This is a genomic window from Actinomycetota bacterium, from assembly GCA_036280995.1.
Classification (GTDB): Bacteria; Actinomycetota; CALGFH01; order CALGFH01; family CALGFH01; genus CALGFH01.
This window is the reverse complement of record DASUPQ010000454.1, coordinates 1-3,988: the sequence shown is the minus strand read 5'-3', so window position 1 is coordinate 3,988 and position 3,988 is coordinate 1. Positions and strand designations below refer to the sequence as shown.

5 protein-coding genes are annotated in these 3,988 nt (G+C 74.9%); 4 read left to right on the top strand and 1 reads right to left on the bottom strand.

Annotated features, from left to right (window positions below; all coding sequences use genetic code 11):
* The 3 genes from VF468_15145 to VF468_15135 all read left to right on the top strand — a co-directional run.
* Positions 1-230, top strand: a 230-nt coding sequence (locus VF468_15145) for a hypothetical protein (protein HEX5879629.1), incomplete at its 5' end; no start/stop codon positions are given.
* A gap of 3 nt (positions 231-233) precedes the next feature.
* The gene (locus tag VF468_15140; protein HEX5879628.1) at positions 234-3,002 is read left to right on the top strand and encodes a LuxR C-terminal-related transcriptional regulator; all 2,769 of its coding nucleotides are present in this window, start codon (positions 234-236) and stop codon (positions 3,000-3,002) included.
* A 108-nt stretch (positions 3,003-3,110) separates the two neighbouring features.
* On the top strand, positions 3,111-3,362 hold the full coding sequence (locus VF468_15135) for a hypothetical protein (protein HEX5879627.1): 252 nt from the start codon (positions 3,111-3,113) through the stop codon (positions 3,360-3,362).
* Here VF468_15135 and VF468_15130 read toward each other — a convergent pair.
* A complete protein-coding gene (locus tag VF468_15130) occupies positions 3,344-3,580 on the bottom strand; it encodes a hypothetical protein (GenBank protein ID HEX5879626.1) in 237 nt (78 codons plus the stop codon). The genes VF468_15135 and VF468_15130 overlap by 19 nt on opposite strands.
* A gap of 224 nt (positions 3,581-3,804) precedes the next feature.
* Between VF468_15130 and VF468_15125 the strand changes: the two genes are divergently transcribed.
* The coding region (locus VF468_15125; protein ID HEX5879625.1) for a cation-transporting P-type ATPase at positions 3,805-3,988 on the top strand (184 nt) is incomplete at its 3' end.

Sequence of the window (3,988 nt, the reverse complement as noted above, 5' to 3'; positions counted from 1 at the left end):
CCAACCCGTGCCGTCCTCCCAGGCGGCGACCGATGCGCTACCGGATCGTCGTTCGCGGGGAGCTGAGCCAGCGCTACTCGGCGGCGTTCGAGGGCATGAGCCTGCTGGCCGAGGACGGCCAGACCGTGATCACCGGTCCGGTGGTCGACCAGGCGCACCTCCACGGCCTGCTCGACCGGATCGGCGATCTCGGCCTGGAGCTGGTCAGCGTCAACGAAGCGAGGAGGTAGGCGATGGGCGCGCCGCAGCCCGCCGCGCTCGCCGGCCTGCCGGCCGGTCCGGCCGGCGGGAGAGGGCGCGCGCGAGGGAGCCGGCTGCGGTCGCCCGATGGGCGCAACGCCGGCGAGACCGGGCTGCCGCTGCTCGCCACCAAGCTCGCGCCGCCACGCCCACCGGTGCGTCTGGTGTCCCGGCCCCGGCTGCTCGGGCTGCTCGATGCCGGGACCCGCCAGCTGCTGACCGTGGTCTCGGGCCCGGCCGGTGCGGGCAAGACGACGCTGCTGACCTCCTGGATCGCGGCCGGCCAGCCTCCCGGTCCGGTGGCCTGGCTGTCGCTGGACCCCGGCGACGACGAGCCTGCCCGCTTCTGGGCGTACCTGCAGGCGGCGTTGCGCCGGTCCGGCGCCGTCCCGGCCGGCAGCACGCTGCGATCGCTGGCGCCGCGACCCGGACTCGACGAGACCTTCCTGTCGCTGCTGGTCAGCGGCCTTGCCGAACTGCCCGCCCCGGTGGTGCTGGTCCTCGACGACGTCCAGGACATCTCCGACCCCACCGTGTTCCAGGGGCTGGAGTTCCTGCTGCGTCACGCCCCGGAGCAGCTGCGGCTGGTCCTGTCCACCCGGCTCGACCCTCCTCTGCCGCTGCACCGGCTGCTGGTCAGCGGGCAGCTGAGCCAGGTGCGCTCGGCCGACCTGGTCTTCACGGTGGCCGAGGTGGCCGACCTGCTGGCCGAGTACGAGTTCCAGCCGAGGCTGGCCGAGGAGGATGCGGCGCTGCTGCAGGCACGCACGGAAGGATGGGCGGTGGGGTTGCGGCTGGCCGCGCTGTCACTGCAGGGTCAGCCGGACCCGCACCGCTTCGTGGCCGAGTTCGCCGGCGATGACCGGACCGTCGCCGACTACCTGGTCGGGGAGGTGCTCGACCGGCAGCCGGAGGAGCTGCGCAGCTTCCTGCTCCAGACCTGCATCGTGGAGGAGCTGAACGGCGACCTGGCCGACGCCCTCACCGGCGGCCACGACGGCGAGTGGACCCTGGCCCGCCTGGAGCGGGCGAACGCCTTCGTAGCCGCGCTGGGGCCGCGGCGCGGCACCTACCGCTACCACCAGCTGTTCGCCGGGCTGCTGCGGTGCGAGCTGCGGCGGCAGGCGCCGGACCAGGTGGCCGGGCTGCACCGGCGCGCCGCCCGCTGGTACGCCGCCAACGGGCTGGCGGCCGACGCCATCCGGCAGGCGCTGCTGGCCGGGGAGTGGCGCTACGCCGCCGACCTCATCGCCGAGCACGGGCTGCACCTCGTCCTGCACGGTGCCGCCGGGGCCCTCGACGAGCTGCTGGGGCGGTTTCCGGCCGACGTGGCCCAGGCCGATCCGGAGCTCGCGCTGCTGGTCTCCGCCGACGGGATCGTCCGCGGCGACCCTGAGACGGCCGCCGCGCACCTCCGGCTCGCCCAGCTGAAGGCCCAGGAGGAGCCGCTGCCGGAGGGTCGACGAGGCCGGTTCGCGTGGCTGCTGGCGACCTGCAGGACCGCGCTGGCGTGGCAGACGGGCGACCTCGACGAGGCGCTGGCCGCCGGCCACGAGGCGCTGGCGTCGCCTGCCGGGGCGGGTGGGGCGGACGACGACACGCGGGCACTCCTGCTGTCCAACCTGGGCTCGGCGGAGCTGTGGTCCGGCAGGCTGGACGCGGCCGAGATCCACCTGCGCCAGGGCCAGCACGCCGCCCTCCGGGCCGGGCTCGGCGCCCTGCAGCTCGGCTGCATGAGCCAGCTTGCCGTGCTCCACGCCATGCGCGGGAGCCTCGGGCAGGCGGTCCGGCTCGCCGGCGAGGCGGTCGAGCTGGCCACCCAGCGTGGCTGGTCGTCGTCGGCGCAGGCTGCCGGTGGCCACCTGGCCCTGGCGTGGGCGCACTTCCACCGGGACGACCTGATCGAGGCGGGCCACGACCTGGAGCGGGCGGCCGCCGCCTCCCGGCCCCACCCCGAGCGGCCGGTGGCGCTCGGGATCGCGATCCTCCAGGCGCGGCTGCAGCAGGTCCGGGGCGACCTGGCCGGCTCGCTGGCCACGATGGCGGCGGCCCGCGGGGACGCGACGGGCTGGACGCCGCCGGCCCATCTGCGGGGCTGGCTGGCCCTGACGGAGGCGGAGCTCCACGGCGCGGCCGGGCAACCCGGGTCGGTGCCCGCCCTGCTCGACGGCCGCGACCAGGGCGGGCCGCTGGGGGCCGCCGAGGCCGTCGTGCTGGCCCGCCTGCAGCTGGCCGAGGGCGATCCGGCCGCCGCCGGCGCGACCCTTGCGCCCTGCCTGGACGGCACGGCGCCCGGCGGCCTGGCGGCACCGGTCGAGGCGTGGCTGCTGGACGCGTTCGCCGGCGACGCGCTCGGCGACCAGGACCGGGCGGCGGCCTCCCTGCAGCGGGCGCTCTCGCTGGCGGAGGCCGAGGGGTTCCGGCGGACCCTGCTCGACGCCGGGGCGCCGGGCCGGTTGCTGCTGGCCCGCTACCGCCACCGCCTCGCCACCTCCGGGCACTACCTCGACGAGCTGCTGCAGGCCTCGGTCGAGTCGATCCACGCCGAAGGCTCGCCCCCGGCGCTGGTCGGGCAGCTGACCAGGCAGGAGCGGGTCGTGCTGCGCTACCTGCCCAGCTCGATGACCTACGAAGAGATCGCCGCGGACCTGTACCTCTCCCCCAACACCGTGAAGAGCCACGTGTACAGCGTCTTCCGGAAGCTCGGCGTCAACGGGCGCCGGCCCGCGGTGCGCAGCGCGCGCGAGCTCCGGCTCCTGTGACCGCCGGGCCGCCGTCCCAGGGCGGTGGCGAAGATCATCCGGTCCGGGTGATGACCCCATCTGGCCGCGACGGGATCGTGGACCCGTCGGCGAGCAGAGGGGACGCGCGTGGCAGCCAACTACGAGATCCGGATCAAGGGCCGCGTCGGCGAGTCGGTGCTGCTGGCATTCGACGGGCTGACCGCCACGACCGAACCCGTCGAGACGATCCTGTACGGGCCGATCCCCGATCAGGACGCCCTCCATGAGCTGCTGACCAGGCTGCAGTCCCTCGGCCTCGAGGTCGTCGAGCTCCGCCGTCTACCGGGAACCGGGCAGCCGGAGGAGGACGCCGACCCCAGTCATCGGCTGCCCCCTTGAGGCAGCCGCCTGACCTCGAGCAGCTCCAGGCCCAGCAGCCGGGCCGTGGCCAGAATGCCGAGCAGCGCCGCCTGGTCGGGCAGGCGGCCCCGCAGCACCGTCCGCACCGGGTCGGTGGCCACCTCCAGCCCCTCCCGCAGCGCCACCTGCACCGCGTCGCCGCGGTGACCCCGTACCCGCACGGCATACCGGACCTCACCCATGAGCAACACCCCCATGGACACCAGCGTCGGCCACGGCGGCCACGCCGTCACCATCTCCTCCGGATGAACTTCGGGGCGGGAACTCACCAGGAACAGATGAGGCAGGCCATCGGGAGCAAGGCCACCATCAACCCGTGCGTCCCGATGCCGGAACCGGAGGACTGACCGTGACTGCGAGCCAGGAGCTACGAGCCAGCAAAGACGTCCGCCCTGGTTGGCATGGGTCCGAGGCGTCGGCGGTGGCCGCTGAGCTCGGGGTCGCGCCGGAGCGGGGCCTGAGCGGGGCCGAGGCGGCCAGCCGGCTCGCCTCGCATGGCCCGAACCGGCTCACCGGGGCCAAGAAGGAGTCGGCCCTCCAGGCGTTCGTGCGCCAGTACCAGGACTTCATGCAGATCATCCTGCTGGCCGCGGCCATCATCAACC

Bases quoted from the DNA above. Each gene is read 5' to 3' on its own strand.
- VF468_15130 (HEX5879626.1), bottom strand. From the start codon at position 3,580: ATGGGGGTGTTGCTCATGGGTGAGGTCCGGTATGCCGTGCGGGTACGG.
- VF468_15140 (HEX5879628.1), top strand. From the start codon at position 234: ATGGGCGCGCCGCAGCCCGCCGCGCTCGCCGGCCTGCCGGCCGGTCCG.